At 41.0% G+C, this 22,850-nt stretch carries 21 protein-coding genes and 3 tRNA genes; 19 read left to right on the forward strand and 5 right to left on the reverse strand.

Features of this window, described 5'->3' with window-relative positions; translation table 11 throughout:
- Positions 1-17 precede the first annotated feature (17 nt).
- The 5 genes from QM830_RS02640 (at position 18) to QM830_RS02660 (ending at position 4,723) form a co-directional block, all read left to right on the forward strand.
- A complete protein-coding gene (locus QM830_RS02640) occupies positions 18-428 on the forward strand; it encodes a hypothetical protein (RefSeq protein ID WP_009730954.1) in 411 nt (136 codons plus the stop codon).
- A 487-nt stretch (positions 429-915) separates the two neighbouring features.
- Positions 916-1,692, forward strand: coding sequence for an SDR family NAD(P)-dependent oxidoreductase (locus tag QM830_RS02645; protein ID WP_037613842.1), 777 nt, complete (start codon positions 916-918; stop codon positions 1,690-1,692).
- Positions 1,689-2,831 carry a glycosyltransferase gene (locus QM830_RS02650; RefSeq protein ID WP_414325513.1) on the forward strand — a complete coding sequence of 381 codons (1,143 nt, stop codon included), beginning with the start codon at positions 1,689-1,691 and terminating at the stop codon, positions 2,829-2,831. The genes QM830_RS02645 and QM830_RS02650 overlap by 4 nt, the downstream gene beginning before the upstream one ends.
- Entirely contained in the window at positions 2,824-3,480 is a 657-nt protein-coding gene (locus tag QM830_RS02655) for a hypothetical protein (RefSeq protein WP_009730957.1), read from the forward strand. The genes QM830_RS02650 and QM830_RS02655 overlap by 8 nt, the downstream gene beginning before the upstream one ends.
- The gene (locus tag QM830_RS02660; RefSeq protein ID WP_414325515.1) at positions 3,440-4,723 is read left to right on the forward strand and encodes a glycosyltransferase; all 1,284 of its coding nucleotides are present in this window, start codon (positions 3,440-3,442) and stop codon (positions 4,721-4,723) included. Before QM830_RS02655 ends, QM830_RS02660 begins: the two co-directional genes overlap by 41 nt.
- Before the next feature lie 80 nt (positions 4,724-4,803).
- Here the strand turns inward: QM830_RS02660 and plsY are convergent, their stop codons facing one another.
- Positions 4,804-5,448: a glycerol-3-phosphate 1-O-acyltransferase PlsY gene (gene plsY / locus QM830_RS02665; protein WP_414325517.1), complete on the reverse strand. Its 645-nt coding sequence runs from the start codon at positions 5,446-5,448 to the stop codon at positions 4,804-4,806.
- Between the two features lie 184 nt (positions 5,449-5,632).
- On the opposite strand from plsY, the gene parE reads away from it, so the two are divergent.
- From parE to QM830_RS02715, 10 genes are all read left to right on the forward strand, one after another.
- A complete protein-coding gene (gene parE, locus QM830_RS02670) occupies positions 5,633-7,588 on the forward strand; it encodes a DNA topoisomerase IV subunit B (RefSeq protein WP_414325518.1) in 1,956 nt (651 codons plus the stop codon).
- 53 nt (positions 7,589-7,641) lie between these two features.
- Entirely contained in the window at positions 7,642-8,889 is a 1,248-nt protein-coding gene (locus QM830_RS02675) for an SEC-C domain-containing protein (protein WP_009730961.1), read from the forward strand.
- Between the two features lie 39 nt (positions 8,890-8,928).
- Positions 8,929-9,777, forward strand: a complete 849-nt coding sequence (locus QM830_RS02680; RefSeq protein ID WP_009730962.1) for an aminoglycoside 6-adenylyltransferase — start codon at positions 8,929-8,931, stop codon at positions 9,775-9,777.
- 216 nt (positions 9,778-9,993) lie between these two features.
- On the forward strand, positions 9,994-12,447 hold the full coding sequence (gene parC / locus QM830_RS02685) for a DNA topoisomerase IV subunit A (RefSeq protein ID WP_414325520.1): 2,454 nt from the start codon (positions 9,994-9,996) through the stop codon (positions 12,445-12,447).
- A gap of 165 nt (positions 12,448-12,612) precedes the next feature.
- Entirely contained in the window at positions 12,613-13,638 is a 1,026-nt protein-coding gene (locus tag QM830_RS02690) for a branched-chain amino acid aminotransferase (RefSeq protein WP_332251623.1), read from the forward strand.
- 162 nt (positions 13,639-13,800) lie between these two features.
- Positions 13,801-14,031 (forward strand): DUF2969 domain-containing protein, encoded by a 231-nt coding sequence (locus QM830_RS02695; RefSeq protein ID WP_414325521.1) that lies wholly within the window; start codon positions 13,801-13,803, stop codon positions 14,029-14,031.
- 52 nt (positions 14,032-14,083) lie between these two features.
- Positions 14,084-14,164: transfer RNA gene (locus QM830_RS02700), tRNA-Tyr, on the forward strand.
- 9 nt (positions 14,165-14,173) lie between these two features.
- Positions 14,174-14,245 (forward strand) — tRNA-Gln (locus tag QM830_RS02705).
- A gap of 167 nt (positions 14,246-14,412) precedes the next feature.
- Complete coding sequence (gene rpsA, locus QM830_RS02710; protein ID WP_009730966.1) at positions 14,413-15,612, forward strand: 30S ribosomal protein S1; 1,200 nt, start codon at positions 14,413-14,415, stop codon at positions 15,610-15,612.
- A 76-nt stretch (positions 15,613-15,688) separates the two neighbouring features.
- Positions 15,689-15,760: transfer RNA gene (locus QM830_RS02715), tRNA-Arg, on the forward strand.
- Positions 15,761-15,849: 89 nt separating this feature from the next.
- On the opposite strand, the gene QM830_RS02720 is transcribed toward QM830_RS02715, so the two are convergent.
- Entirely contained in the window at positions 15,850-16,836 is a 987-nt protein-coding gene (locus QM830_RS02720) for an L-lactate dehydrogenase (protein ID WP_414325523.1), read from the reverse strand.
- A 198-nt stretch (positions 16,837-17,034) separates the two neighbouring features.
- Between QM830_RS02720 and gyrA the strand changes: the two genes are divergently transcribed.
- The 4 genes from gyrA to radC all read left to right on the forward strand — a co-directional run bounded on the left by gyrA (position 17,035) and on the right by radC (position 21,446).
- Positions 17,035-19,491: a DNA gyrase subunit A gene (gene gyrA, locus QM830_RS02725; RefSeq protein WP_414325524.1), complete on the forward strand. Its 2,457-nt coding sequence runs from the start codon at positions 17,035-17,037 to the stop codon at positions 19,489-19,491.
- 13 nt (positions 19,492-19,504) lie between these two features.
- Complete coding sequence (locus QM830_RS02730) at positions 19,505-20,248, forward strand: class A sortase (protein ID WP_414325526.1); 744 nt, start codon at positions 19,505-19,507, stop codon at positions 20,246-20,248.
- A 181-nt stretch (positions 20,249-20,429) separates the two neighbouring features.
- Positions 20,430-20,708 (forward strand): hypothetical protein, encoded by a 279-nt coding sequence (locus QM830_RS02735; RefSeq protein WP_009730970.1) that lies wholly within the window; start codon positions 20,430-20,432, stop codon positions 20,706-20,708.
- Between the two features lie 54 nt (positions 20,709-20,762).
- Positions 20,763-21,446 carry a RadC family protein gene (gene radC, locus QM830_RS02740; protein WP_414325528.1) on the forward strand — a complete coding sequence of 228 codons (684 nt, stop codon included), beginning with the start codon at positions 20,763-20,765 and terminating at the stop codon, positions 21,444-21,446.
- A gap of 57 nt (positions 21,447-21,503) precedes the next feature.
- On the opposite strand, the gene QM830_RS02745 is transcribed toward radC, so the two are convergent.
- The 3 genes from QM830_RS02745 to QM830_RS02755 all read right to left on the reverse strand — a co-directional run bounded on the left by QM830_RS02745 (position 21,504) and on the right by QM830_RS02755 (position 22,846).
- Positions 21,504-22,151, reverse strand: coding sequence for a redox-sensing transcriptional repressor Rex (locus tag QM830_RS02745; RefSeq protein ID WP_009730972.1), 648 nt, complete (start codon positions 22,149-22,151; stop codon positions 21,504-21,506).
- Positions 22,152-22,281: 130 nt separating this feature from the next.
- Positions 22,282-22,497 (reverse strand): DUF4649 family protein, encoded by a 216-nt coding sequence (locus tag QM830_RS02750; RefSeq protein ID WP_414325530.1) that lies wholly within the window; start codon positions 22,495-22,497, stop codon positions 22,282-22,284.
- Between the two features lies 1 nt (position 22,498).
- Entirely contained in the window at positions 22,499-22,846 is a 348-nt protein-coding gene (locus QM830_RS02755) for a DUF1831 domain-containing protein (RefSeq protein WP_414325531.1), read from the reverse strand.
- Positions 22,847-22,850: the final 4 nt, after the last annotated feature.

Raw genomic sequence — 22,850 nt, forward strand, 5'->3', positions numbered from 1 at the left:
AAAGAAAGAGTGGTTCTATGATTTCAAGAGATGAATTTTTAGAAAGAATGAATCGGGAGGGATTTTCATTTAGCATTGAAATCCCGCGCAGAAATTTTTCGGATTTTAAATCATTGGTTCGGAGAAGAAGAATTTCAGAAGAAGACCTCTATCAGCTGTTTTACAACTATTGTCAGGAACTAGAAAACTGTCTGAAAGAAGCAGGAGAGAAACGACGCTTGCTCTTCAATAAATTTCCAGTTAGTCCTGTTCATGATAAATATAAAACAAAATTTGATACAGTGGCACCGAATGGACGCGAATTCCGCTTTGAGTTTGTCTTTAGTAATGACAATCGTTTAAAAGTTTATCACATAATCGAAACTGTTAATGGTCGTAGGAAAAAAACTCCTATGGAAATACTGATGGACTTAGTCGATGCTTTATAGTGGATATTGATTTAAGAATAAAAAAAAGTATTTTTACTGAGGCTAAAGCTTAGATAACCAGGCAGCATAAAAAAAGCTGCCTTTCTCTTTGTTCAAACCTTAACGTTAGTGACTCGTCATAAATCTTTCAAGGAGGGATTTGTTTTACTTGTTACCATTCTTAGAGGGATCTTCATATTTTTTACACCAATCCTTCCAATTTTCAGTGGATGATGGTCTTCTCCATCCTTCTTTGAGTCTCTATAACAAGGACTAGGATAGAGGGGCTAAACATTTCTTCTCCATCTTTTATTAGACGCAAACCGACCTCTCCTATTTGATTGCCTACCAGCTAGTAGTTATCGAAGTACGGTTTGGAAATAGACAAAAGGTAAAAGGACTCTATTTTTGCGATAGAGACTTTTTTTTATAAGTAGGGGTTGAACCGTAAAGTTAGAATATGGTAGTAGGAGTTTTCTAACTGGTTGAAATTTGGTACACTAGAGCTATGAAGATGGAAGATACAATTAATAAAGCGATCATTTTAGGGGCTACAGGAGGGATTGGCCGGCAGCTAGCGAAAGAACTGGCAAGAAGTCTGGATTATCTGGTCTTAGTGGGTCGAGATGCTGATAAACTCTCCCAAGTCAAAAAAGAACTAACTGGGAGCAAGGCGAAACTGTCAATCCTAACATTAGATATGCTAGATCAAATGGCACTAGAAGCTTTTGTAGAGAACCTAGATGCAGATCTTCTTGTCAATTGTGCGGGATTAGCCTATTTTTCCCGTGGAAGTGACCTTGATTCAGCCAATGAGCAAGACCTCTGGCAAGTCAATTACCACGCTCCGGTCCAACTAATTAAGCAGTTAGTGCAAAAGAATCAGAAGATCCACTTGGTGCAGCTGTCATCTCTGGCTGCTCTTTTTCCTCATCCCTATCTAGCAGCCTACAGTGCCAGTAAGGCTGCCTTGCAGACCTACACTCTTGCTCTCCAGGAGGAACTGAGGCAATCAGATTCCCCGGTCCAGCTAGGTCTCTATATTCTTGGACCAGTCCAAACAGCTATTTTTCCTCCCAAACTTGTAGAAGCATTGGGTGGCAGTCGCTTACAGATGAAGCCCAAGAAAGTCGCTCAGCAGTTGATCCGATTTATAGAAAGGGATACTTCCTATGCGATTATCGGCCTTCGCTATCGCTTGCTCGTTTTGCTAGGTCGTCTGCTTCCCCAAAGATGGATTATTCGCCTCCTTGCAAGGTATTTACGAAAGGGATTAAATAGATGAAATTTGTATTTATATTTTTAGGCGTTTCTTATCTTCTCTTATTTCTCGTCCGTTGGTTGCTGTCCTTTACTTATTATAAAAAAGGTCAGGCTCATTCTGCTGATTTCCCAGAAGAGCTTTTTACAGTGGTCCAACCAATTCTCTCTGGTGATCCTCGTTTAGAGAGTGATTTGCGGGCTAATCTTCAGCAAACAGAAGCAGTGGAATTCTACTGGTTGATTGACCAGTCTGATATAGAAGCCCAACGAGTAGCAGATCAGATTTGCCAAGAGGCTTCCTTTGCCCAACGCATTCGAATCTTTCTCATTGAAGACGTCCCTCAAGGTATTAATCCCAAGAGTTACAAGATTGAGCAGGTTGTAGAGGAGCTAACTCGGCCTTATCTGATTGTTTTGGACGATGATAGTGTGATTGATTTTTCTAAAATGGGTGAGCTAACTGCCTATTTGGGTCAAGAGGTCATTCTGACAGGTATTCCTTATAACCAGGAGAGAAGCAATTTCTGGTCCAAGCTGGTCGCAGCATTCGTTAATGGCAATTCTTTTATTACCTATTTTACTATGGCAGAAGTTGAGGCAAATCACTCCATCAACGGGATGTTTTATATCCTACCGGTAGAACTTGCAAAAGAACAGGGGCTTTTCACAGCGATTAAGGATTATCTATGTGATGATTTAGCCGTGGCCGATTTTTTAAGGAGTAAAGGAGTATCCATTATCCAAACACGGGTCACCTGTAATGTTCGAACCACTATCAAGGATGCCAAGCAATATCTGCTCCAGATGAAGCGTTGGCTTCTCTTTAGCTCTATCTATCTCAAAGAACACATGGACTGGAAGGTCTTTTTCCTCATAGGTTTACCGAGTTTTCTGCCTCTTCCAGGGTTAATCCTAAGTCTTTTTTTAGGTTGGCCTTATCTTCTTCTAGTCTTTGTCTTACTGGGATTCAAGGCAGTATGGATGCTCCTCTATCGACAAAGCATTCTATCCAATCGCCTACACTTGGATGAAGTCATCTACGAAGTGATGAATGATTTTCTGCTTCCTTGGCTGTTTATCTGTGTTCTAATGACTCCTCCTGTGATTCATTGGCGGGGGCGGAAGATTCGAGTGACGGATGGAAAGATTCGTTATGAGTAAGATGAAGTCCTATCTAGACCGTTTGTCTGCTTTGTCTCCTGATCAGACCATGCTAGACTCTGATCGCTTGGTTCTCTTTCTTAGTGGGAGCAGTGATATTACTTGTGCCGGGTTGACAGCTGGGCAGTTAGATCTCCTCCATGCTATTTGTCCTTCCGGTTACTCAGTAGTAGCCAGCAATTTTCCCTTCAATCAAGATTTTGAACATATAAATTCTCCGCAAGTATCCCTCTTGTTGGCTGCTACATCCAATGTTATCTACTATTGGCATACGATTTTGAACTTTCGTTTCCAAAAGTTGTTACAGGAGCACTTGTCTCCCTTGTTGGAAGCGCAGGAAGTAGTGCTTGTTTGTAAGAGTTCAGGGGTCAATATGCTGACCCAGTGGCTCAGAAGTTTAGGGAATCAGGTCACCCTTCCAAGATTGCGCGTGATAGCGCTTGGCCTGGTTTCCCAGCTTCTCTTACGTCAAAAGGAACTAGAGCTACTGGTCATCAAAGGAAAGAAAGATCCTTATTCACGTATTCTGGATCGCCACTCAGCGGATTTTCAGGTGGATACGGATTATTATAGCTATAAATACAGAGAAGATGTGAAAGGAATCATCTATGACTGGATTAGCAAAAGTGATAAAAATCGATGTAATTAGCGTCCCCTTTAGTGGCCATTTATTTCCCACCTTGACCCTAGTGAAGCCCTTGCTGGAGGATCCTCGTTTTCAGATCCGTGTCATTACAGGTTTTCAGAAAAAGGCATTGGTTGAGCAGATTGGTTTTGACTGCCTTGCCTTGTTTCCTGACCGACCGACAGTGATGGAAGATATAGCCAATACAGCCAAGCAAGCAAATCTATTGATCATGTACCAACAATTAATGGCCAATAGCAGGCTGGTCCCTGAGGTTTTCGACGAAATAAATCGAATTTGGGAGGCTGAAGGAAGACCAGACTTGGTTATTGCAGATTTTGTAGCAGCTCCTGCAGGTATGTTAGCTGATCGTTTGGAAATTCCCTGGATTACGACCATTCCAAGTCCAGTAGCGATTGAAAGTCGCACGACAACCCCTGCATATCTGGGAGGCTGGAAACCGCATCAGGGCATCTTCTATAAGTGGAGAGATGCACTAGGCAGGCAAGTCATTCGTTTGGCAAAGAAGGTTGGATTTGCTCTGGTTAAGAAGAATCTCGATACCCTAGAGGGTTTCAAATTGTATCGCGAAGACGGGACAGAAGCTATCTATTCTCCCTATTCAATCTTGGCTCTGGGCATGAAAGAGTTGGAGTTTCGAGACGATTTTCCATCCCAGCTTAAATGGGTTGGTTATCGCTGTCTATCTTTTGACCGACTTCCTCAAGAGCAGAAGCAGTATTTCACTAGCTCTAATAAGCGGGTCTTCGTCACTTCCGGGACTCATTTAAAATGGGAAAAAGAGCGGATGGTGGAGTATGCAAAGCTTTTGAGCCAAGAATATCCTGACTATGTCTTTTACGTAACCCTAGGAGACCCTAGTGGTATTGAGAATCCACCTAGCATGTTGTCGGAAAATCTTCTGATCTTTGATTACCTCCCTTATTCAGATGTTTTAGATCAAATGGACTTTGCCATTCATCATGCAGGTGCAGGGATCATGATGGGTTGTATTGATCTTGGGATTCCAAGTTTGATTTTGCCCCAGGACTATGACCAGTTTGACAATGCAGTTCGGGCTGAGTTATTCCAAATAGGTTTGGTCTCTCGTAAAAAAACGGAATCCGAAGTCTTGCGCTTATTTAATGAATTGGTTTCTAGGGAAGATTGGACTCATCTAAAGGTCCTCGCTCAACAAAGCAAGGCTTATCAACCAACAGAGATTCTTTATCAAGAAATAGAGAGACTCTTGAAAGTGACCTTATAGAGGAAGTGGAGGGGAGACTTCTATTTGCTTTCTTTCAGAGACCTTCCATTGATGAACATAAAAAAACTAGAGCAAAAGCCCTAGTTTTTTTGTTTTTGATGGGTGATGTTTTTACCCCAGGTGACGATATTTTCTTTCTTGTTGAGGATTCGTTTGATGTTGTCCTTGTGGCGGATGATAATCAAGGTCGCCAGTGCGAGGACGATAATGGTAAAGATGATATCGTAGCTTGGGAGGATCCATCCAGTCAGTGGAAGGATGAGGACGCCGATACTAGCCAAGATTGCGACTGTCACACTGGAAAAGGAAATCATACTTGTCAAATAGAGGCTGCTAAAGAAATAAATAGCTAAGATAAATAGAAAGAGAGGTGAGAAGCCGATGAGGACACCAGCACTGGTCGCTACTGCCTTGCCACCTTTAAAGCCTGCAAAAATTGGGAAGGTATGACCGATGACTGCTAGAAGGCCAAAGACCATTGGCGAAATTCCTGTAACCCCAAAAATAGTCGGCAATAAAACAGCCAAGGTTCCTTTAAGGAAATCAACTGCAAAGACGACCAGACCTGCCTTCGTTCCTAAGATACGGAAGGTATTGGTGGTCCCTGTATTTCCAGAACCGTGTTCGCGTAGATTGATGTTAAAGAAGGCTTTCCCAATCCACAAACCAGAAGGAATGGAGCCTAATAGGTATGCTAATACGAGTAAAAGAATTGTTTTTATCATAGTTTCATTATATCAAAATTGCTCTAAATGAAAAAGAAAATGTTGTAGCCAAATGTCTCACCGGACAGCTTTTTTGATAAATAGCAATAAAACCGTCTACTTGCGAGAAGAGAAGAAAGAAAAATTTTGCAAAAATTCCTAAAAAGCTGTAATATAGAAAAGATGAACAAACAGGAGGTTCCTTGTGTCTAAAAAGGAAATCAACATTAATAATTATAATGACGATGCCATTCAGGTACTAGAAGGGTTGGATGCGGTCCGCAAACGTCCAGGGATGTATATCGGATCGACAGATGGAAATGGTCTCCACCATTTGGTCTGGGAAATTGTCGACAATGCGGTCGATGAAGCCCTATCTGGTTTTGGTTCTCAAATTGACGTTACGATTAACAAAGACGGTTCCCTATCTGTAGCGGACCAAGGTCGGGGGATGCCGACCGGGATGCATGCCATGGGTAAACCAACCGTTGAGGTCATCTTTACGATCCTCCACGCTGGAGGGAAGTTTGGTCAAGGGGGCTATAAGACCTCTGGTGGTCTCCACGGGGTGGGATCTTCGGTCGTGAACGCCCTCTCCAGCTGGCTTGAGGTAGAGATTACCCGTGATGGAGCGGTCTATAAACAACGCTTTGAGGATGGTGGGAAACCAGTTACCACACTTGAGAAGATAGGAACGGCTCCTAAGTCTAAGACGGGAACTAAGGTTACCTTCATGCCGGATGCCACCATCTTCTCAACGACGGATTTCAAGTTTAATACTATTGCAGAACGGATCAAGGAGTCGGCTTTCTTGCTCAAGGATGTAACACTGACGTTGACCGATCTTCGTAAGGAAGAAGACAACCATGTAGCCTTCCATTACGAGAATGGGGTACAGGATTTCGTTGAGTACTTGAACGAAGATAAGGAAACCTTGACGCCGGTTCTCTACTTTAATGGGGAATCAGAAGGCTTCCAAGTAGAAGTTGCTCTCCAATACAATGATGGATACTCTGACAATATCTTGTCCTTTGTCAATAATGTCCGTACCAAAGATGGGGGAACCCACGAGACAGGACTCAAGACAGCCATTACCAAGGCCATGAACGACTACGCAAGAAAAACAGGACTTCTCAAAGAAAAAGACAAGAACTTAGAAGGCTCAGACTACCGGGAAGGTCTTTCAGCTGTTCTTTCGATCTTGGTTCCAGAAGCCCATTTGCAGTTTGAAGGACAAACCAAGGACAAACTAGGAAGTCCACTGGCTCGTCCAGTTGTTGATGGCATTGTCGCTGACAAGTTGACCTTCTTCCTCATGGAAAATGGGGAACTAGCTTCCAATCTGATTCGCAAGGCTATCAAGGCTCGGGATGCGCGTGAAGCAGCTCGGAAGGCGCGTGATGAGAGTCGTAATGGGAAGAAGAATAAGAAGGATAAGGGACTTTTATCTGGTAAATTGACCCCGGCCCAGTCCAAGAATGCTGCTAAGAACGAACTCTATCTAGTCGAAGGAGACTCAGCTGGTGGATCGGCTAAGCAAGGTCGGGACCGCAAGTTCCAGGCCATCCTTCCACTTCGAGGGAAGGTTCTCAATACTGAAAAGGCCAACATGAGCGATATCCTCAAAAACGAGGAAATCAACACTATGATCTATACCATCGGTGCTGGAGTTGGGGCTGACTTTACGATCGAAGATGCCAACTATGACAAGATTATCATTATGACCGATGCGGATACGGATGGAGCACACATTCAGACCTTGCTTCTAACATTCTTCTACCGGTATATGCGCCCCTTGGTTGAAGCAGGACGGGTCTATATCGCCATGCCTCCTCTTTACAAGATGTCTAAAGGCAAAGGGAAGAAAGAAGAAGTGGCTTATGCTTGGACAGATAGCGAATTGGAAGACCTACGTCGGACCTTTGGCCGTGGAGCAACCCTCCAACGTTACAAAGGGTTGGGGGAAATGAATGCCGATCAGCTTTGGGAAACCACCATGAATCCAGAAACTCGAACCTTGATCCGTGTTACCATTGATGATCTAGCGCGTGCAGAACGCCGTGTCTCAGTCCTCATGGGCGATAAGGCAGCTCCACGCCGCCAATGGATTGAAGATAACGTTAAGTTTACGCTTGAGGAGAGTGGGGAAGTTGTTTTTTAAGTAAGGAGCCAAAATAAAATATAAAAGATGCTTTAAAAAAAGGAAGTTGAAGTATGTGTATCAAAAGAAATGATAAATGTCCATGTAATTCAGGAAAAAAATACAAACATTGTCATTTGGTAATTGAGAAGCTAAAGAAGCAAATGGAACGAAATAATCTTCATGCTATTTCTATAACTGATAGAAAAAAACTTCAAGCTTTCGACCGAGATAATATGAAGCGTTTTTTTGAATCTAAAGGAAAAAAATGTCAATTTCCTAATTGCGATAGGAAACCTATTAAATCTCATACTTTTCCTAGGAATTTATTAGAAAAACAGATTGCAGGAAGAACTAATAACGGATATTCTGTTTTTTCTACCGATATTAAAAGTATTATTAGTAATTTACAAAATCCTGATTTGCATAATGAATTATTTTATGAAATCAATATAAATGACGCAGGTACTATGCCACTATTTTGTAAAGAACATGATAGTCATATTTTTTCACCAATAGAAATTTTAAAACCGATTCCTTCTGTCAAACAGTATTTGTTTTTGTATTCTTATCGTTTCTTTTTATATCATTATTTAAAAGAAAACTACGCTCTGAAAGCAGCATATGAAGATACACTTGATTCAGAAAAAGGAGTCGGGAAATCACTTTCTTCAGTTATAACCCAAAAAAGGAATATTATTTATGATAATGCAATAAAAATAGCAAACACCAAAACTAATATATCAAATTTAGAAGTATTAAAAACCAAATTTGATAAAGTAATTAAGAAAATTCCATTAACTGATACTGAAATTGATAGACATTTTAAAGTATATGCATTTAAATTAAAAAATAAACCAATAAAATGGTGTGGTGCAGGTTGTACAGAGATTTCTTATAACGATTCTTTGGTCACGAAACATTTGGGATGTAGTTTTGGTTTAATTCCAAATAATAAAGTTTTTTCAGCATATTTTTATTGTGTAGTACCAAATGAAGAAAATGACTATTTAAATGACAAATTGTTAAAATTGCTTAAAGATGAATATGTTAATTATAATAACGGAGAAAATGACAGTTTATTTGAAAATATAATTAAGTATTATATTTTTGATAGTTCTGAAAATATAATTGTTTCTCCTGATTTAATTGATAAATTAAAGAGAAAAAGTGTTTATGATTCTGAAAATAAAATCTTTAGATATAGTCAGTATGATAGTCTTATAGATGCCAACCATTTATTAACACAAGTTAAGGGGATAGATGACAGTGAAAAACGTAATAAAGCTTTTAAAATATTAAGTAAAGTTGAATTATTTTGATGCTAGTTATTAATATAATTGAAATTATAAAACAATAATATGATAAAAAAAGAACTAAATGGAGTGTATCGTAACTGCGATGATAAAATAATGGATCTGATCTTGCAGATAGCTGAGAACTTGCAAGCGGAAGCAGTGGCTTTATCCGGATCCCGAACGAATCCTCAGTCCCCAAAAGATGAGTTTCAAGATTATGATGTGGTTTATATTGTTGATAATCTAGAAGGCCTGATTTCTGATTTATCATGGCTGGACCAGTTTGGAAAACGCATCATTGAGCAAAATGTTATTCTAGGACATCGTCATCTTTACCTCATGCTCTTTGAAGATGGCAATCGCATCGATTTGACCCTCTGTCCCAAGGAACACATCCAAGAGTGGGTGGACAGCGAGGCAGGTTTCAGAGTGCTAAAAGACGAAAAAGGTTTGTTTGAAGCCTATCAGCCTAATGCCAAGCGCTACTGGACCGCTCCGCCCTCCGAAGAGGAATTTGCAGCATCCTGCAATGAATTTTGGTGGGTATCGGCTTATGTCGTCAAAGGGATACGAAGAAATCAGCTCATCTATGCGACTGATCACCTCTATGGCATTTGCCAGCAAGAACTCTTGAAGATCTTGGCTTGGCAGGTGACAAGTGATAGGGGAGCAGTTGATATCGAAAAGAACTACAAGTATCTTTTTAACTACTTGCCTGCTGAGAAGGAGAAGGAATTCTCTGCTCTCCTTGATTTTTCAAGTATAGAGAAAATCACTCAGTCTTTATTAGCTACTATGAGTCTCTTTCATAGAGAAGCGCAAGATTTAGCCAAGAAGATGGGCTTTGACTATGATAAGGAAGTGGCTAAGAAGATGATGGTTTATGCCGAGGAAAAACTGTCGAATCATTAATCCAATCAACTATTTTAAACATCTTAAACTACAGAAAGAAGTCTTTGGTTACTTGTAGTAACTGAATTCCTTTTTCTAAAAAATCTACTCAACATTCTTTGAAAGGAGTTGAACACGCCCTAAATACTGTGTGAAAAAGATAAATTCTCTTGTGAGCAAGGCTCACTGAAAGAATTTCCTATTTTCACTTTGTATTTTACGGGCTTTGTATCCTATATGAGTAATATCCAAAATATGTCCTTAGAGGACATCATGGGAGAGCGCTTTGGTCGCTACTCCAAATACATTATTCAAGAACGGGCCCTTCCTGATATTCGGGATGGCTTGAAACCTGTTCAACGGCGGATTCTTTATTCTATGAATAAGGACGGCAATACCCATGACAAGGGCTACCGCAAGTCTGCCAAGTCTGTCGGAAATATCATGGGGAATTTCCATCCTCACGGGGATAGTTCGATCTATGATGCCATGGTCCGCATGTCTCAAGACTGGAAGAATCGTGAGATTCTTGTTGAGATGCATGGTAACAATGGTTCCATGGACGGTGATCCACCTGCTGCCATGCGTTATACGGAAGCCCGTCTATCTGAAATTGCTGGTTATCTCCTTCAAGATATCGAAAAGAACACAGTGCCATTTGCCTGGAACTTTGACGATACAGAAAAAGAGCCAACTGTTTTGCCTGCAGCCTTTCCAAACCTCTTGGTCAATGGGGCTACAGGGATTTCAGCTGGTTATGCGACAGATATTCCGCCCCATAACCTTGCTGAAGTCATTGATGCGGTGGTCTACATGATCGACCATCCTTCTGCTAAGGTAGACAAACTCATGGAGTTTCTTCCTGGACCTGATTTCCCGACCGGTGCCATTATCCAAGGTCGCGATGAGATCAAGAAAGCCTATGAAACTGGTAAGGGACGGGTGGTTGTCCGTTCTAAAACAGAGATCGAGCAACTCAAAGGCGGCAAGCAGCAAATCGTCGTCACTGAGATTCCTTATGAGATCAACAAGGCCGTCTTGGTCAAGAAGATCGACGATGTTCGTGTCAATAACAAGGTGGCCGGTATTGCAGAAGTTCGAGATGAGTCTGATCGGGATGGTCTTCGTATTGCCATTGAGTTGAAGAAAGATGCCAATGCAGATTTGATCTTGAACTACTTGTTCAAGTATACAGATTTGCAGGTCAACTACAACTTCAATATGGTGGCGATTGATAACTACACACCACGTCAAGTGGGGATTTTACCGATTCTGTCTAGCTACATTGCTCACCGTCGAGATATCATTGTCGCTCGCTCTCGCTTTGACAAGGAAAAGGCCGAACGACGCCTCCACATTGTAGAGGGATTGATTCGCGTCATTTCTATCCTTGATGAAGTCATCGCTCTGATCCGTGCTTCTGATAACAAGGCAGATGCTAAGGAAAACCTTAAGATCAGTTACGATTTCACCGAAGAACAAGCAGAAGCCATTGTCACCTTGCAACTGTACCGTTTGACCAATACAGATATTGTCACCTTGGAAGAAGAGCATGCTAACCTCAAGGAGCAAATCGCGACCTTGGCCGCTATCATTGGGGATGAACGGACCATGTTCAATCTCATGAAGAAGGAATTACGTGAAGTCAAGAAGCTCTTTGGCAATCCGCGTCGTAGTGAGTTGCAAGACACTGCTAAAACAATTGAGATTGACACAGCCAGCCTCATTGTCGAAGAGGAAACCTTCGTCAGCGTAACCCGTGCTGGATATATCAAACGGACCTCGCCTCGTTCTTTCAATGCCTCAACACTGGAAGAAGTCGGTAAGCGGGACGACGATGAGTTGATTTTCGTAGAGCCTGCTAAGACCACTCAGCATCTCTTACTCTTTACCAACTTGGGGAATGCCATCTATCGACCAATTCATGAATTGGCAGATACCAAGTGGAAGGACATCGGAGAACACCTCAGTCAGACCTTGACCAATTTCGAGCAGGAAGAAGAAATTCTCTTTGCGGAGATTGTGGATCAGTTTGAGGGCGTGACCTACTTTGCAGCTACCCAACAAGGTCAAATCAAACGCTTTGAACGCAAGGAATTGAGCCCATGGCGGACTTATCGTTCTAAATCGACTAAGTATGCTAAGCTAAAAGACCAAGACGACCGTATCGTAGCAGTAGCGCCAGTTGTCCTCGAGGACATCATGATCATTACTAAGAATGGTTATGGGTTGCGCTTCAATATTGAAGAGGTGCCAGTAGTTGGTGCCAAAGCAGCAGGTGTTAAAGCTATTAACCTGAAAGACGGGGATAAAGTTGCAGCTGTCTTTAAGTCAACAACACCAAGCATGTACATTCTGACCCAGCGAGGCAGTCTCAAACGGATGTCCCAAGATGATATTCCAGTGACCAGCCGTGCAAAACGTGGTCTTCAAGTCTTACGTGAACTGAAGTCTAAGCCACATCGTGTCTTCATGGCAGGACCAGTCTATACAGATCAGGGAGATTTTGATCTCTTTACGAGCCAGGAAGAAGTGGGAGAGCAGGATCAAATCCTTCAGATTACCTCCACAACAGGTCAGGTGACAGAGGTTGATCTGACTCAATTAAGTCTTTCAGAAAGAACAAGTAATGGATCCTTCATAAATGACACCATTTCGGATCATGAAGTTTTTTCTGCCACCATCAAATAAAAGAAAGTGTCGGTCTGTTACAAGACTGACTTTCTTTAAAAATAAATTTTCTGAAAATTGAAAATATCACTTGAAATTCTCATGAAATGGTGTACAATAGTCTACATAGATTGAGAAATTAAATGGACCTGAACCAGGTCGAATAGAAAGAATTTAAGGAGTACGATCATGACAGTATCACTTGATTGGGAAAACCTTGGCTTTTCATATATGAAATTACCCTTTCGCTATTTAGCTCATTACCGCAATGGAGCATGGGAAAAAGGCGGATTAACTGAAGATGCGACTTTGCATTTGTCAGAGTCGTCTCCTAGCTTGCATTACGGTCAGCAAGCCTTTGAAGGGTTGAAAGCCTACCGTACAAAAGATGGAAGCATCCAATTGTTCCGTCCAGATGAAAATGCCAAACGTTTGCAACGGACATCCGATCGTTTGCTGATGCCACAAGTTCCAACGGACATGTTTGTCGATGCTTGTAAGGCAGTTGTGAAAGCCAACGAAGATTACGTTCCACCGTATGGTACTGGAGGAACTCTTTACCTCCGTCCGCTATTAATTGGGGTTGGAGATATCATTGGAGTCAAGCCTGCTGATGAGTATATCTTTACCATCTTTGCTATGCCAGTTGGAAACTACTTTAAAGGTGGTTTGGTGCCGACTAATTTTTTGATTCAAGATGAATATGACCGTGCTGCTCCTCATGGTACAGGTGCAGCCAAGGTTGGAGGGAACTATGCAGCTAGCCTTCTACCTGGTAAATTAGCTAAATCTCGGAATTTTTCAGACGTAATTTATTTGGATCCAGCAACCCACACCAAGATTGAAGAAGTCGGATCGGCCAATTTCTTTGGAATCACAGCCAACCATGAATTTGTGACCCCATTGAGTCCTTCTATCCTACCATCGATTACCAAATATTCCTTGCTCTATCTAGCAGAGCACCGTCTTGGTATGACACCGATAGAAGGGGATGTTTATATCAATGAATTAGATCGCTTCGTTGAGGCAGGAGCTTGTGGTACCGCAGCTGTCATCTCCCCAATCGGTGGTGTCCAACATGGAGATGATTTCCATGTCTTCTATTCAGAAACAGAAGTAGGACCTGTCACACGGAAACTTTATGATGAATTGACAGGGATCCAATTCGGAGATGTTGAAGCGCCTGAAGGATGGATTATCAAAGTGGATTAACATTTAGGAATCTGCTACTAAGGTTCTCATTCAAGCTCATAAGGGTTCAAAATACCCTTGTGGGAGTGGGATTACGAAGGAATTCCTTTCTAACCCATTCCCTTTTTTCTTGCGTCATTATAAGAATTTTTGTAAAATAGAAAAAGTGAAAAGAGGTTTGAAATGAGTAAAAAAGATAAAAAAATTGAGATTCAAATCGTGGATAGCAAAGTGACAGTTGGTAAAGATACCTTCGATGGATTTACCTTGTCTATTGGAAAGAAAACGGTTGGTGAAATTGCAGATATGGGAGAGCAGTTTGCCATTATCAAGAATGGAAATGTTGATTCCCTTTACAAAAAACTTGAAAAAGCCGTTGAAATTTTAATAGAAAATTATAATTTGAACAAATAAGGGCTTGCAATCATAATAAATCAATGGTATAATAGATCCTGTTGATTTATATGGAGAGATAGCGAAGAGGCTAAACGCGGCGGACTGTAAATCCGCTCCTTCGGGTTCGGGGGTTCGAATCCCTCTCTCTCCATTTCATTCTTGGGGTATAGCCAAGCGGTAAGGCAAGGGACTTTGACTCCCTCATGCGTTGGTTCGAATCCAGCTACCCCAGTTCTAGGTAATATCAGATAAGGTGGTAAAATATCTACTCAGGTATTTTATTTCTTTATATGAAGATGTCGTTGTAGATCATTTTGATTACGTTGCGAGTGCTTGCTTAGGAAAAATAATTATAAGTATGTCAAGTTTAGAAAACTTGATTGTTGGAGGATTTTTTAGATGAATGAATTTGAAGATTTGCTAAACAGTGTTAGCCAAGTTGAACCAGGTGACGTTGTTACTGCTGAAGTATTGACAGTTGACGCTAACCAAGCTAACGTTGCAATCTCTGGAACTGGTGTCGAAGGTGTTTTGACTCTTCGCGAATTGACAAACGATCGTGATGCTGACATCAACGACTTGGTAAAACCAGGTGAAACACTTGAATTGCTTGTTCTTCGTCAAGTAGTTGGTAAAGATACTGATACAGTAACTTACCTTGTATCTAAAAAACGTTTAGAAGCTCGCAAAGCATGGGACAAATTGGTCGGACGTGAAGAAGAAGTTGTGACTGTTAAAGGAACTCGCGCTGTTAAAGGTGGCCTTTCAGTTGAATTTGAAGGACTTCGTGGATTTATTCCAGCTTCAATGCTTGATACTCGTTTTGTACGTAACACTGAACGTTTCGTAGGTCAAGAATTTGATGCAAAAATCAAAGAAGTAGATCCAAAAGAAAACCGCTTTATCCTTTCTCGTCGTGAAGTTGTTGAAGCTGCATCAGCTGCTGCTCGCGCAGAAGTATTCGGTAAATTGAATGTTGGTGATGTTGTAACTGGTAAAGTTGCCCGTATCACTAGCTTCGGTGCTTTCATCGACCTTGGTGGTGTTGATGGATTGGTTCACTTGACTGAATTGTCACATGAACGCAACGTTTCACCTAAATCAGTTGTTACTGTAGGTGAAGAAATCGAAGTGAAAGTTCTTGACTTGAACGAAGAAGAAGGTCGTGTATCACTTTCATTGAAAGCTACAACACCTGGACCATGGGATGGTGTAGAACAAAAATTAGCTGCTGGTGATGTCATCGAAGGTACTGTTAAACGTTTGACTGACTTCGGTGCATTCGTTGAAGTATTGCCAGGTATTGATGGACTTGTTCACATCTCACAAATTTCACACAAACGTGTTGAAAATCCAAAAGATGTTCTTAAAGTTGGACAAGAAGTAACTGTTAAAGTTCTTGAAGTAAATGCTGCTGATGAACGTGTATCACTTTCTATCAAAGCTCTTGAAGAACGTCCAGCTCAAGAAGAAGGCGAAAAACAAGAAAAACGTCAACAACGTCCACGTCGTCCAAAACAAGAAAAACGTGATTTTGATCTTCCAGAAACTCAAACTGGATTCTCAATGGCTGACTTGTTTGGTGATATCGAATTATAATATTTTTAAAGCTTACCTTTTGGTAAGCTTTTTTTACTTGTAATATACTTAAAAATTTGATATACTATAACAGTTGCCACCCTTAGTGTAATGGATATCACGTAAGATTCCGGTTCTTGAGATGGGGGTTCGATTCCCTCAGGGTGGAAAGAAAAAAAGGTTGAGTTTCTCAACCTTTTTTGTTTTTCCAGAGTAAAAAAAGACTCTCTATCATTAGAGAGTCTTATCACTAATTGATTAGTTTTTAGATGCTTCTTGGAATTCAGGGTTTTTCCATGCTTCATCAATGATGGCTTGTAATTCTTTTGCAGAAGCGTGCATTTTTTGAAGTTCAGCATCATTCAATGGGATATTTACTGGACGTACGATACCGTGTCCACCCACAACAGCTGGTTGACCGATAAAGACATCGCTGATACCATATTGGCCTTCTTGGAATACTGAAAGTGGAAGCACTGCATTTTCATCATCAAGGATTGCTTTAGTGATACGAGCAAGGGCAACTGCGATACCGTAGTATGTAGCACCTTTTTTGTTGATGATAGTGTAAGCAGCATCACGAACACCTTCGAACAATTCGATCAATTCAGTTTCTTTAACGTTTTGAGTGTCTTTAAGGAATTCTTCAAGGTTTACACCGGCGATGTTAGCGTGTGACCATACGGCGAATTCTGAGTCTCCGTGTTCACCCATGATGTAGGCGTGCACTGAACGAGCATCGACATCCAATTTTTCAGCAAGAGCTTGACGGAAACGAGCTGAGTCAAGTGAAGTACCTGAACCAATAACGCGTTCTTTAGGGAATCCAGAGAATTTCCATGTAGAGTATGTCAAAACGTCAACTGGGTTAGCAGCGACAAGGAAGATACCGTTAAATCCTGATTCAACAACTTGTGTTACGATTGATTTGTTAATGGCAAGGTTTTTACCAACAAGATCAAGACGAGTTTCACCTGGTTTTTGAGGAGCACCTGCAGTAATTACAACAAGATCAGCGTCTGCACAGTCAGCGTACTCAGCTGCATAGATCTTCTTAGGTGAAGTAAAGGCAAGGGCGTGGCTAAGGTCAAGCGCATCTCCAACAGCTTTTTCGTGCAATTGAGGAATTTCAATAATTCCAAGCTCTTGTGCAATTCCTTGGTTGACAAGTGCAAATGCGTAAGATGAACCTACAGCACCGTCACCGACAAGGATAACTTTTTTGTGTTGTTTAGTCAAAGTCATGAGTCTAAACGTCTCCTTCTTATTTTTTTGAGATAGATTCTCATACGCTTTCATTTTACCACTTTTGCAAGTCTTTGTCATCTGATATAGTGGCAATCCTTTATGTAAACGTTTTTACTCTTGTGTTCGTTAGAAGAAAAAAAGGCTAAAATGTGTTATAATAGTAAGGTGAATTAAGTAAAGAGAGGCATTTTTTGAATGCAGGATAATAATCTAATTGATGTGAATTTAACATCAGAAATGAAGACGAGTTTTATTGATTATGCCATGAGCGTAATCGTGGCTCGTGCGCTCCCTGATGTTTGTGATGGCCTGAAACCCGTTCACCGTCGTATTTTATACGGAATGAATGAATTGGGTGTCACTCCTGACAAACCACATAAAAAATCAGCCCGTATTACAGGGGATGTTATGGGTAAATACCACCCACACGGTGATTCCTCTATTTATGAAGCCATGGTTCGGATGGCGCAATGGTGGAGCTATCGCTATATGCTAGTGGACGGCCATGGGAACTTTGGTTCTATGGACGGAGATGGGGCCGCTGCACAACGGTATACAGAAGCCCGTATGAGCAAGATCGCACTTGAGATGTTGCGGGATATCAATAAGAATACAGTTGATTTTGCAGATAACTATGATGCCAGTGAGCGGGAGCCCTTAGTGCTACCAGCACGCTTCCCTAACCTTCTTGTAAATGGCGCTACAGGAATTGCTGTAGGGATGGCTACTAATATTCCTCCTCATAATCTCGGTGAAACGATAGATGCCGTCAAATTGATGATGGATAATCCTGAAGTGACCACTCGTGAACTCATGGAAGTGCTGCCTGGTCCAGATTTTCCAACTGGAGCCTTGGTCATGGGAAGATCAGGTATTCATAAGGCCTATGAAACAGGGAAAGGCTCAATTGTTCTTCGCTCTCGTACGGAAATCGAGGAAACGAAGAGTGGCCGTGAACGCATTGTCGTAACGGAATTTCCATATATGGTCAATAAGACCAAGGTCCATGAACATATCGTGCGCTTGGTGCAAGAAAAACGGATTGAAGGGATTACTGCTGTACGAGATGAATCCAACCGTGAAGGGGTTCGTTTTGTCATTGAGGTACGTCGGGATGCCTCTGCCAACGTTATTTTGAACAATCTTTTCAAGATGACGCAAATGCAGACCAACTTTGGTTTCAATATGTTGGCCATCCAAAATGGTGTTCCAAAAATTCTTTCTCTTCGCCAGATTTTGAGTTCTTATATTGAGCACCAAAAAGAAGTAGTGACTCGTAGGACCATCTTTGATAAAGAGAAGGCGGAAGCTCGTGCGCATATCTTGGAAGGTCTCTTAATAGCTCTTGATCACATCGATGAAGTTATCCGGATTATCCGCAATAGTCAGACTGACGCGGAAGCCCAAGCTGAATTGATGTCTAAATTCAAGCTCTCTGAACGCCAAAGCCAAGCTATTTTGGATATGCGTCTTCGTCGTTTGACTGGTTTGGAACGCGACAAGATCCAAAGCGAATACGATGATTTGGTTGCCTTGATTGCTGATTTGACGGATATTTTAGCAAAACCAGAGCGTGTGGCTGCAATCATCAAGGAAGAATTGGAAGAAGTCAAACGCAAGTTTGGTGATGCTCGTCGCACAGAGTTGATGGTTGGAGAAGTTCTTTCTCTTGAAGATGAGGACTTGATTGAAGAAACAGATGTCTTGATTACCCTGTCCAACAAAGGGTACATTAAACGCTTGGATCAAGCTGAATTTACTGCTCAAAAACGTGGTGGTCGTGGGGTTCAAGGTACAGGAGTCAAGGATGATGACTTTGTTCGTGAATTAGTTTCTACAAGCACCCATGATCACTTGCTCTTCTTTACTAATAAAGGGCGTGTCTATCGTCTAAAAGGCTATGAGATTCCCGAATATGGTCGAACAGCCAAGGGTCTACCGATTGTTAACCTGTTGAAATTGGACGATGGAGAGTCCATACAAACCATTATCAATGTCGAGCAAGACCGAAGTGATGAAGCCTATCTCTTCTTTACGACGCGACAAGGTTTGGTGAAACGGACCAATGTAGCAGAATTTTCTAATATCCGTCAAAATGGCTTGAAAGCCTTAAACCTACGAGACGAGGATGAATTGATCAACGTCTTCCTTACAGACGGAAATACAGATGTTATTATTGGTACCAAGTATGGTTATTCTGTCCGCTTTAACGAGTCCGTTGTACGTAATATGGGACGTTCTGCCACAGGGGTACGTGGGGTTAATCTCCGGGAAGGAGACAAAGTTGTTGGCGCAAGTGTCGTCACCGATCAGGATGAAGTATTGATTATTACCGAAAAAGGTTATGGAAAACGCACCATAGCGAGCGAATACCCAACTAAAGGCCGTGGCGGTAAAGGAATCAAGACAGCCAATATTACAGAGAAAAATGGTGCAATAGCTGGTCTTTTAACCGTTAAAGGGGATGAAGACCTGATGATCATTACTGATACTGGGGTCATGATCCGGACAGGTGTAGCTAACATTTCTCAGACAGGTCGTTCCACTCAGGGAGTGAAAGTGATGCGACTTGATCAGGATGCTAAAATTGTGACCTTCACAACGGTGCAAGCTGATGAAAAGGATGAAGAAGTAGTGGAAGAAAACGAATAGATAAGGGGACAGCATGTCACGCAAAAGAAAAAAGAAAAAGAGTTTACGTAATACTCTTATCAATATCGTTGCAACACTCTTGATTATTCTCTCACTTCTCTTGATTTTCAATGCTCCGATCCGAAATATGATCATGGTATGGCATACCAACCAATACCAGGTTAGCAAGGTTGACAAAAAGACCATTGATAAGAATAAAGAAGTGAAGACGAGCTTTGATTTCCAAGATGTTCAGTCGCTCTCAACGGAAGCTGTTATCAATGCCCAATGGCAGGCTCAACAGCTTCCTGTAATCGGGGGGATTTCGATTCCTGAATTGAATATGAACCTTCCAATTTTTAAAGGACTGGAAAATGTCGCGCTATATTATGGAGCGGGTACCATGAAGGAAACTCAAGTCATGGGACAAGGGAATTACTCTCTCGCTAGTCACCACGTATTTGGCTTAACTGGAGCAAATGCCATGTTGTTTTCACCGTTAGAGAAAGCCAAAGCTGGTATGAAGATCTACATCACAGATAAAGAAAAAATCTATACCTATGTGATTTCCTCTGTGGAGACAGTGACACCAGACCGTGTCGATGTCATTCAAGACCGTGAAGGTGTTAATGAAATTACACTGGTGACCTGTGAGGATGCGGCAGCAACTTATCGTACGATTGTAAAAGGAAATTTGGAAACTTCTGTTGACTACGACAAAGCTCCAAAAGAGATCCTGGATTCATTTAGCAAGTCCTATAATCAAATGCAACTATAAAAAAATAAAGCCCAAGGCAGTGATGCCTGGGCTTTATGTATATGGCTAGAACTTTGTGAAGGAAGAAGCATTCTTGTAAAATTGTAAGAGATTGGTAATATAATGTAAGGAAGTTGTCATAATATAGAGGGATTTACAGTATATAATAGGATTAGAAAGAGTATGATAAGGAGGTAGAATAGTGACGAAAGAGCGAATTTATCATCTCTTGCATCATTTCTACAATCTCTTAGTAAATGATTTTCCGCGAAACGGATTAATTACGAAAGGCATCTACGAAGTAGAGCAAGTCTACCAAGCACTAGAGGCGATTCCTCAGAGTCAGGAGTACTTGATTCGATGTGAAATTCAACAATTTTTGAAGGAGTTAGAACAAGTTCAAACGGGTTACCAGATTCGTTTCAATAAGGATGAAGTCTTAGTGTTAGACAATTTGAAACAAGAAATCGCTTGTAAATAATGAAAAGTCGTCATTTTCTCATTTTATTACGAATTAATAGGTGAGGAGGAAATTATGTACGACATTTCATTTATTGAACCATCTTTACTTCCCAGAGAACGTTTGATTTCTGAAGGTGTGGAGAAGTTGAGTCATCAGGAATTGCTATCTATTCTCTTACGGACTGGCAATAAACAACAGAGTGTTTACGAGATTGCACAAGGTCTTTTAAGATCAATCACTAGTTTAAAGGAATTGGGGCAATTGACTTTGGAAGAACTCCAAGAAATCTCTGGAATTGGTCGTGTTAAGGCCATCGAACTTCAGGCTGTTTTTGAGTTTGGTCGGAGGATTCATAAAGATGAATTAATGAGTTCTGAACAAATCATGAGCAGTCAAAAACTGGCCCATAAAATTCAACAGGAAATCGGCCATAAGAAGCAGGAGCACCTGGTTGCCCTCTATCTGAATACACAGAATGAAATTATTCATCAACAGACCATTTTTATTGGAACGGTAAATCGGAGTATTGCAGAACCACGAGAAATCCTACATTATGCACTGAAACACATGGCAACCTCCATTATCTTAGCGCATAACCATCCGTCTGGTGCTGTATTTCCCAGCAAGAATGATGATGAAGTAACGCATCGCGTTCTAGAGGCCTGTGAGTTGATGGGCTTAACCTTATTGGATCACTTAATTGTATCCGAAGATGACTATTATAGTTATCGAGAAGAGACGGATTATTTAGTTTAAAAAGGGTTGGAACTAGCTGTTCCAACCCTTTAGTTGTTATTGTTTTAATGCTGATCTTTATTCTTCATTTTTACGCATGAAATAAAGAAGTGTCTGTAATTCACTAGTAAGGTCGACATATTGAACGACGACGTCTTTAGGAACTGTCAAATGTACTGGTGAAAAGCTTAGAATGCCTTTGATACCAGCTTCTACCAAGAGGTTTGCAACTTCTTGAGCCTTGACACTTGGAACCGTTAGGATAGCTGTTTTAATCCCTTCTTGTTTGAGTTTTTCTTTAATGGTTGAAATACCAAAAATAGGAATACCATCTTTACTCTTAGTATTAATCAATTCATGATCATCTAAATCAAATGCCATGACAATTTTCATTTTATTGCGCTCATGGAAACGATAGTTGAGGAGGGCACTCCCCATATTTCCGATCCCAATGATAGCAACATTGGTAATCGCATTGTCATTCAAAAGATCTGCAAAGAAGTTCATTAGTTTTTTTACGTCGTAACCAAATCCCCGTCTTCCCAATTCCCCGAAATAGGAAAAATCTCGGCGAACGGTAGCAGAGTCAATCCCTATCGCATCAGCAATTTGTTTGGAATTGGCGCGCTCAATTTTTTCAGAATTAAACCGTTTAAAAATCCGGTAGTAGAGCGATAAGCGTCTTGCTGTTGCACGCGGAATTGGAGTATTTTTATCATGTTTCACAATATCACAACCTTTCCCTCTTATTGTATAGAAAGATTGTGAAAAAATCAACTATCTACAATGATTTTTCAAAAATATTTTTATGGAAAGAAAAAGCTTATGAGGATGGGAAAGGTCCATCACCATAAGTTTAGTTTTCAGCTTGTTCTATCTTTTTCAAAAAAGCGTAAAGTCCATCGACACGTCCAGTATAGGGGAGAGAATCTCCCTTGTATGTAATCGATACGATCTTATAATTGTCTGGCAAGGTCACACAGCCTGAAAAAGCCAGAATACAGGCTGCAAGGTTGGGGTAGGTAGTGGTCCGTTCCACCTGATAGGCGTCGATATAAGTTAGGGTTACCATATTAGGCCTCAGTTTTGTTAAAAATTTCTCTCTCTACGAGACTATCCATTAAGAAATAGAATTTTTGTTGAATGATATCATTCTCTGGATTTTTAAAGATATTAACCAGACGAAGTCCAGACTTGTCTGTAATATTGATTTTAAATCCAGTTAGATCTTTGTTGAAGATGATTTTCAACAAGAAACCTTCGCCACTGTTCGGAACAGCTTCAAGCAAACGGTTTAACTCGTAATTACCAACTTTTGTGATTGCAAAGGTATTGTCACGAAGGGTATATTTCTTAACGTTGGGATGTAGACTATAGGTATATTTGCAGTCTTTCAATGAGACACTTGTTTCAAAGGCCATATAA

The sequence above is a fragment of the Streptococcus sp. OMI750 genome (assembly GCF_047463895.1).
Taxonomy (GTDB): domain Bacteria; phylum Bacillota; class Bacilli; order Lactobacillales; family Streptococcaceae; genus Streptococcus.

Bases quoted from the DNA above. Each gene is read 5' to 3' on its own strand.
- QM830_RS02650 (WP_414325513.1), top strand. From the start codon at position 1,689: ATGAAATTTGTATTTATATTTTTAGGCGTTTCTTATCTTCTCTTATTT.
- gyrA (WP_414325524.1), top strand. From the start codon at position 17,035: ATGCAGGATAATAATCTAATTGATGTGAATTTAACATCAGAAATGAAG.
- QM830_RS02720 (WP_414325523.1), bottom strand. From the start codon at position 16,836: ATGACTTTGACTAAACAACACAAAAAAGTTATCCTTGTCGGTGACGGT.
- QM830_RS02640 (WP_009730954.1), top strand. From the start codon at position 18: ATGATTTCAAGAGATGAATTTTTAGAAAGAATGAATCGGGAGGGATTT.
- QM830_RS02675 (WP_009730961.1), top strand. From the start codon at position 7,642: ATGTGTATCAAAAGAAATGATAAATGTCCATGTAATTCAGGAAAAAAA.
- parC (WP_414325520.1), top strand. From the start codon at position 9,994: ATGAGTAATATCCAAAATATGTCCTTAGAGGACATCATGGGAGAGCGC.
- rpsA (WP_009730966.1), top strand. From the start codon at position 14,413: ATGAATGAATTTGAAGATTTGCTAAACAGTGTTAGCCAAGTTGAACCA.
- QM830_RS02695 (WP_414325521.1), top strand. From the start codon at position 13,801: ATGAGTAAAAAAGATAAAAAAATTGAGATTCAAATCGTGGATAGCAAA.
- QM830_RS02755 (WP_414325531.1), bottom strand. From the start codon at position 22,846: ATGGCCTTTGAAACAAGTGTCTCATTGAAAGACTGCAAATATACCTAT.
- QM830_RS02750 (WP_414325530.1), bottom strand. From the start codon at position 22,497: ATGGTAACCCTAACTTATATCGACGCCTATCAGGTGGAACGGACCACT.
- radC (WP_414325528.1), top strand. From the start codon at position 20,763: ATGTACGACATTTCATTTATTGAACCATCTTTACTTCCCAGAGAACGT.
- QM830_RS02655 (WP_009730957.1), top strand. From the start codon at position 2,824: ATGAGTAAGATGAAGTCCTATCTAGACCGTTTGTCTGCTTTGTCTCCT.
- QM830_RS02680 (WP_009730962.1), top strand. From the start codon at position 8,929: ATGATAAAAAAAGAACTAAATGGAGTGTATCGTAACTGCGATGATAAA.
- QM830_RS02645 (WP_037613842.1), top strand. From the start codon at position 916: ATGAAGATGGAAGATACAATTAATAAAGCGATCATTTTAGGGGCTACA.
- QM830_RS02660 (WP_414325515.1), top strand. From the start codon at position 3,440: ATGACTGGATTAGCAAAAGTGATAAAAATCGATGTAATTAGCGTCCCC.
- plsY (WP_414325517.1), bottom strand. From the start codon at position 5,448: ATGATAAAAACAATTCTTTTACTCGTATTAGCATACCTATTAGGCTCC.
- QM830_RS02730 (WP_414325526.1), top strand. From the start codon at position 19,505: ATGTCACGCAAAAGAAAAAAGAAAAAGAGTTTACGTAATACTCTTATC.